General features: G+C 72.1%; 4 protein-coding genes. All 4 read right to left on the bottom strand.

The window, feature by feature from the left end; translation table 11 throughout:
* A partial coding sequence (locus GUY60_RS33935; protein WP_161704934.1) for a dipeptide ABC transporter ATP-binding protein occupies positions 1–1,628 on the bottom strand: 1,628 nt, incomplete at its 3' end.
* Positions 1,625–2,632 carry an ABC transporter permease gene (locus GUY60_RS33930; RefSeq protein ID WP_161704932.1) on the bottom strand — a complete coding sequence of 336 codons (1,008 nt, stop codon included), beginning with the start codon at positions 2,630–2,632 and terminating at the stop codon, positions 1,625–1,627. The genes GUY60_RS33935 and GUY60_RS33930, both read right to left, overlap by 4 nt.
* On the bottom strand, positions 2,625–3,650 hold the full coding sequence (locus tag GUY60_RS33925) for an ABC transporter permease (RefSeq protein WP_161704930.1): 1,026 nt from the start codon (positions 3,648–3,650) through the stop codon (positions 2,625–2,627). The genes GUY60_RS33930 and GUY60_RS33925 overlap by 8 nt, the downstream gene beginning before the upstream one ends.
* Positions 3,650–5,222 (bottom strand): ABC transporter substrate-binding protein (locus GUY60_RS33920; RefSeq protein WP_161704928.1); only part of this gene is annotated, 1,573 nt, incomplete at its 5' end. The genes GUY60_RS33920 and GUY60_RS33925, both read right to left, overlap by 1 nt.

Genomic DNA, 5,222 nt, shown 5'->3' with positions numbered 1-5,222 from the left:
GCCCGCCGCAGCGCCGCCTCCGCCGGGTCGAGGACCGGGACCGCCGCGAGGAGCGCCTTGGTGTACGGGTCGCGTGGGTGGTCGTACACCTCGTCCGACAGGCCCTCCTCGACCACCGTGCCGTGCCGCATCACCGCGACCCGGTCGCTGGCCTGCCGGACCACCGCCAGGTCGTGGGCGATCAGGACCAGGGACAGGCCCAGGTCACGCCGCAACTCGCCAAGCAGGTCCAGGACTTGGGCCTGGGTCGTGACGTCGAGGGCCGACACCGGCTCGTCGCACACGATCAGTTTCGGCTCGGGTGCCAGGGCGCGGGCGATGCCGACGCGCTGGCGCTGGCCGCCGCTGAACTCGTGCGGATACCGGTGGTACCAGCGTGGATCGAGCCCCACCCGTTCGAGCAGGTCCCCGGCCCGCCGGGTGATCTCCGTGTCCGTGAGCCGGCCCGCCGCGCGCAGCGGGTCCGCGACCGACTCGCCGATGGAGCGGCGCGGGTTGAGCGAGGACACCGGGTCCTGGAACACCATCTGCAGCTCGCTCCGTACGCCGGTCAGCGCGCGGCCCCGGTAGCGCACCGCACCGGCGCTGGGTTCGAGCAGTCCCACGAGCATCCGGCCGAGCGTGGTCTTGCCGCTGCCGGACTCCCCGACGATGCCGAGCGCCTCACCCGCGCCGACCGAGAGGGACACCCCGTCGACGGCGCTCGTACGGGCCTTGCCACGGCCGAACTCCCGCCGTACGCCCACGGTTTCGAGCAGTACGTCGCCGGGCGGTGCCGTCGCGGCGGTACGCGGCGCCTCGACCCGGGGCACCGCGGCGAGCAGCGCCCGGGTGTACGGCTCGCCGGGGCGGTCGAGCACCCTGCCGACCGGGCCGCGCTCGACGACCCGGCCCGAGCGCATCACCAGCATGTCGTCGACGCTGCCCGCGACCACACCGAGGTCGTGGGAGACCAGGACGAGGCCCATGCCGTGCTCGGTGCGCAGGGCGTGCAGCAGGTCGAGTATCTGGGCCTGCACGGTCACGTCGAGCGCGGTGGTCGGCTCGTCCGCGACCAGGACGCGCGGGTCGCAGGCGAGCGCCATCGCGATCAGGGTGCGCTGCCGCATGCCGCCGCTGAACTCGTGCGGCCGGGACCGGGAACGGCGCGCGGCGTGCGCGATGCCGACCCGGTCGAGCACGGTCACCGCGCGTTCCCGCGCCGCCCGCCGGGACGCCTCGGGGGAGTGCACCCGGTAGACCTCGGCGATCTGGTCGCCGACCGCCATGTACGGGTCCAGGGACGACAACGGATCCTGGAAGATCATCGCCGCCGTACGGCCCCGCAGCCCGCGCAGTTCTCGTTCGGTCGCCGCCCCGACATCGAGACCGCCCACCCGCACCGTGCCCGTGACCCGCGCGCCGGTGCCCCGGTGCAGGCCGAGCAGCGCGCCGGCCACCGTGGACTTGCCGGATCCCGACTCCCCGACGATGCCGAGCGCCTGCCCCGCGGCGAGCGTGAACGACACCTCGTCCACGGCGCGTACGGGAGCGTCGCCGAAGGGGAACTCGACGCTCAACTCCCGTACGTCGATGAGGGGTTCGGCCGCCGTGGCGGCGGCGGAGGACTGGTCGCGTACCGTCGTCATGACAGTGCCACCCTTCGGTCGGCGAGCGCGTACAGCACGTCGGCGAGTGCGCTCGCGAGGACGACGGCCGCGCCGATCACGAGGACCACGCCGACGACCACGGGCAGGTCGACCCGGTTGACGCTCTCGATCAGGAGCCGGCCGAGCCCCGGCAGGCCGAACAGGGACTCGGTGAGCATCGCGCCGCCCATCATCGAACCGAGGTCGACCGCGCTGAGCGCCACCACCGGGGGCAGCGCGCCGCGCAGCGCGTGCCGGGTGACCACGGCCCGCTCGCTCACGCCGTAGGCGCGGAACGTACGGATGTGGTCCTCGGCGAGCACTTCGAGGGTCGAGGAGCGGGTCAGGCGCGCGTACTTGGCGCTCTCGAACAGGCCGAGCGTCAGCCAGGGCAGCAGCATGTTCCACGCCCACTGCTCGGGATCCTGGGAGAGCGGCACGTACGACGGGAACGGCAGCCAGCGCAGATACGCGCACACCACCATGAGGAGCAGCAGGCCCAGGATGAACACCGGGGTGCCGGTGCCCGCGAGGGTGAGGACCGTCAGGACCCGCTCGGTGACGCCGCCGCGGCGCAGCGCGGACAGCAGGCCCGTGCCGACGCCGAGCACCAGCCACACCACCATGGCGCCGAGCGCGAGCGACACCGTCACCGGCAGCGCCTGCAGGATCAGTGAGGTCACCGCCTCGTCGTTCTGGTGCGAGAGGCCGAGGCAGGGTGCACCGCAGTGCTGCACCGCGCTGCCGGAGCCGAACTCCCGCCCGGCGAACAGGCCTTGGAGGAAGTGCAGGTACTGCGCGTACACGGGTTGGTCGAGGCCGAGCCGCTCCCGTACCTGGGTGACCTGCGCCGGACTGCAGCGCTCACCGCAGGCGAGTCGCGCCGGGTCGCCGGGCACCAGGTAGAACAGCGCGTACAGCGCGACGGAGAGGACGAGCAGCACCAGGAGTGCCCCGGCGACCCGTTTGGCCGCGAAGCGCGCGGCCGGGAAGTGCTCACCCACGGCGCCGCACCTCCCGGCCCACACGCAGCCGGCCGGCCGCGCGCGGGTCGAGCGCGACCCGTACCGCGTCGCCGAGCACCGTGAACGCGAGGACCGTCACGAACAGCAGCGCAGACGGCACCAGTACGTACATCGGGTCCGCCCGGAACCAGGTGCTCGCCGTCGACAGCATCTGCCCCCACGACGGCGTCGGCGGTGTCACACCCATGCCGAGGAAGGACAGGGACGCCTCCAGGACGATGTTCACGGGCAGCAGGATCGCCGCGTACGTGAGCACCGGGGCGGCGAGCGACGGCAGCAGCTCGCGCCGCACCACCCGCAGCGGCTTCGAGCCGCCGAGCCGGGCCGCCGCCACGAAGTCGAGTTCGCGGAGCGTCAGTGTCTGGGCCCGCACGATGCGGGACGTGCCGCCCCAGTTGAGGGCGCCCATCACCAGGACCAGGAGCAGTGGCCGTGGGAAGTCCTCGGGCACCACCGTGGTCAGGGCGATGGCGAGCACCAGCATCGGCAGCGCGATCATCACGTCGGTGACCCGGCTGAGCACCTGGTCGGCCCAGCGCTTGCCGAGCGCGGCGGCCAGGCCCACGGTCACGCCGACGGCGAGCTGCACCAGGGTCGCCCCGGCCGCCACGAAGAGGGAGATCCTGGCCCCGTACAGCAGGCGCGCGAACAGGTCGCGTCCGGTGCCGGGTTCGACGCCGAGCCAGTGCTCGGCGCTGACACCGCCGAAGGCGCCCTCGGGCGCGCCGCCGCTCGCGGAGTCCACGAGGTTGTCGTGGTAGGTGTACGGGTCCTGCCCGCTGACCGCCGTGAGCAGCGGCGCGGCCAGGGCGGCGACGACGAGCACGGCGAGCACGGTGCCCGCGACGACGGCGGAGCGCCGGGCGCGCAGCCGCCGCCACACGCCGCCCGCCCCCGGAGCCGGGACCGCCGTGGCTGCCGTGTCCGCCGATTCCGCCGGACCCGCCGGGGCGGCCTGCGCGGCCGCCCCGGGGGGCAACACGTCCTGCACAGCCATTACTTGACCGCCACCTGCGACACGTCGAGGACGCCGGTCCAGTCGCTGATGACGACGTTCTTGACGTCCTTGCCGACGAGCCGCTGGTAGACCGGGTGGAACAGCGGCACCGAAAGGGCCTGCTCGCCGATCTTCTTGTCCAGGGCGCCCCAGCGCTTCGCCGCCGCCTTCAGGTCGGTGAGCTTCGCGATGGCGTCGATCTCCTTGTTCACGGCCTTGTCGTCGAGCTTGGCGTGGTTGAAGTTGGCGCCGTTCTCGACGATCTGCCGCCCGTCGAAGATCGGGGCGAGGAAGGGGTAGCCGGCCGGCCAGTCGGCGCCCCAGCGGGAGAGGTAGAGGCCCGGCGAGTTCTTCGCGTCCCAGCGCTTCTCGTTGAACTTGTTCTTCTCCAGGCCCTGCAGCTCGACCTCGAACCCGGCCTTCTCCAGGGACTGCTGGACCGCGGAGGCCAGCTTCGGGCCGGTCTCGCCCTCCTCGGTGGAGTGGGTGAGGGTGATGCGCAGGCCGCCCTTGTGACCGGCCTTCGCGAGCACCTCCTTCGCCTTCTTCGGGTTGCCGTTCTTCCCCGCGGGGAAGTGGTCGTACGGCGTGTACCCGAACGTCTTCTGGTCGGGCAGGAAGGTGGTCGCGGGCTCGGCGAGCGAGGAGCCGCCGACCGCGTTGACGGCGGAGCTCCGCCCGATGGCGTACGCGACGGCCTCGCGCACCTCCTTCTGGTCGAAGGGCTTCACGTCCGGGTTGAACGCCAGGTAGTTGGTGTAGCCGAAGTGGCCGGTGCCGACCCGGGACTTGAGGTCCTTGTCCTGGCTGACCTGGGCGAGCTCGGCCGGACCCAGGTTGGTGTCGGTGGTGATGGCCCGCGCGTCGTCGCCCGAACTGGTCGAGAGCCGCTGGTTGATGACGGCCGGGTCCAGACCGGAGCGCACGTCGATGCTGTCCGGGTAGGCCTTGCGCTGGTCGTCGACCTTCGTGGACCAGTGCGGGTTGCGCTCCAACTGCAGCCGCTCACCGTCGTTGACGTTCTTGACGACCTTGTACGGCCCCGAGGACAGCGGGTGTTCCTCGTACTTCGCGACGGTGTCCTTCTTCTCCGGCACCGGCGCGAACTGGGTCTGGGTGGCGAGGTACGGGAAGTCACCGACGGGCTTGTTCAGCTTGAACACGATGGTGCGCGCGTCCGGCGTCTCGATCGAGTCGAGACCCTTGCCGCCCTTCCCGTCCTTCCCGCCCTTGCCCTTGCCGAAGGGGCCCTCGTACTCCGCACCGCCGATCAGCCAGTCCCTCAAGTACGGTGCGCCGCCCGAGAGTTCGGCCGCGAAGGAACGCTCCACGCCGTGCTTGATGTCGGCGGAGGTGATGGGCGAACCGTCCTCGTACTTGAGGCCCTTCCGCAGCGTGTACGTCCACACCGTGGCGTCCTTGCTCGGCGTACCGAGGTCCGTGGCCAGGTCGGGGACGACCTTCGTGCCCTCGGCGCCGTCCGCGCGGTTGCGGGTGGTGAGGGTGCGGAACACCAGCGAGGGCACGTTGCCGCCGCCTGAGGTGTACAGGCGGGCCGGGTCGAAGTCGGCC

Source organism: Streptomyces boluensis, assembly GCF_009908195.1.
GTDB lineage: Bacteria > Actinomycetota > Actinomycetes > Streptomycetales > Streptomycetaceae > Streptomyces > Streptomyces boluensis.
This window is presented reverse-complemented; position numbering and strand designations above follow the sequence as displayed.